This window comes from Shewanella sp. N2AIL, assembly GCF_022690845.1.
Lineage (GTDB): Bacteria > Pseudomonadota > Gammaproteobacteria > Enterobacterales > Shewanellaceae > Shewanella > Shewanella baltica.
The window spans coordinates 1-255 of sequence record NZ_JALBYT010000131.1; the positions used below are offsets into that span (position 1 = coordinate 1).

General features: G+C 58.0%; 1 protein-coding gene. It reads right to left on the reverse strand.

The genetic code is table 11. From position 1 onward, the window contains the following. A partial coding sequence (locus tag MO387_RS21040) for an Ig-like domain-containing protein (RefSeq protein WP_242326524.1) occupies positions 1–255 on the reverse strand: 255 nt, incomplete at both ends.

Below are 255 nucleotides of genomic sequence, written 5' to 3' on the forward strand. Positions count from 1 at the left end.
TGCTGTTGCCGGCCAAGTCAGTGACGGTGGCGCTGACAGGGTAAGTGCCATCGGCCAAGGTGGTGCCGGTTAAGTCGATGCTCCAGTTACCGCTGGCATCAATCACCAAGCCGTTGGCAGTGGTGTACACCACGCCATTGATGGTGACGGCCAAGGTGCTGTTGTCACCTAAATCGACCGTGCCGTTGAAAATCAGGGTGTTGTCGTTGGTGATGAAGTCGCTGCCGGAGGCGCCGGTGTCATCGGTAATGCTGG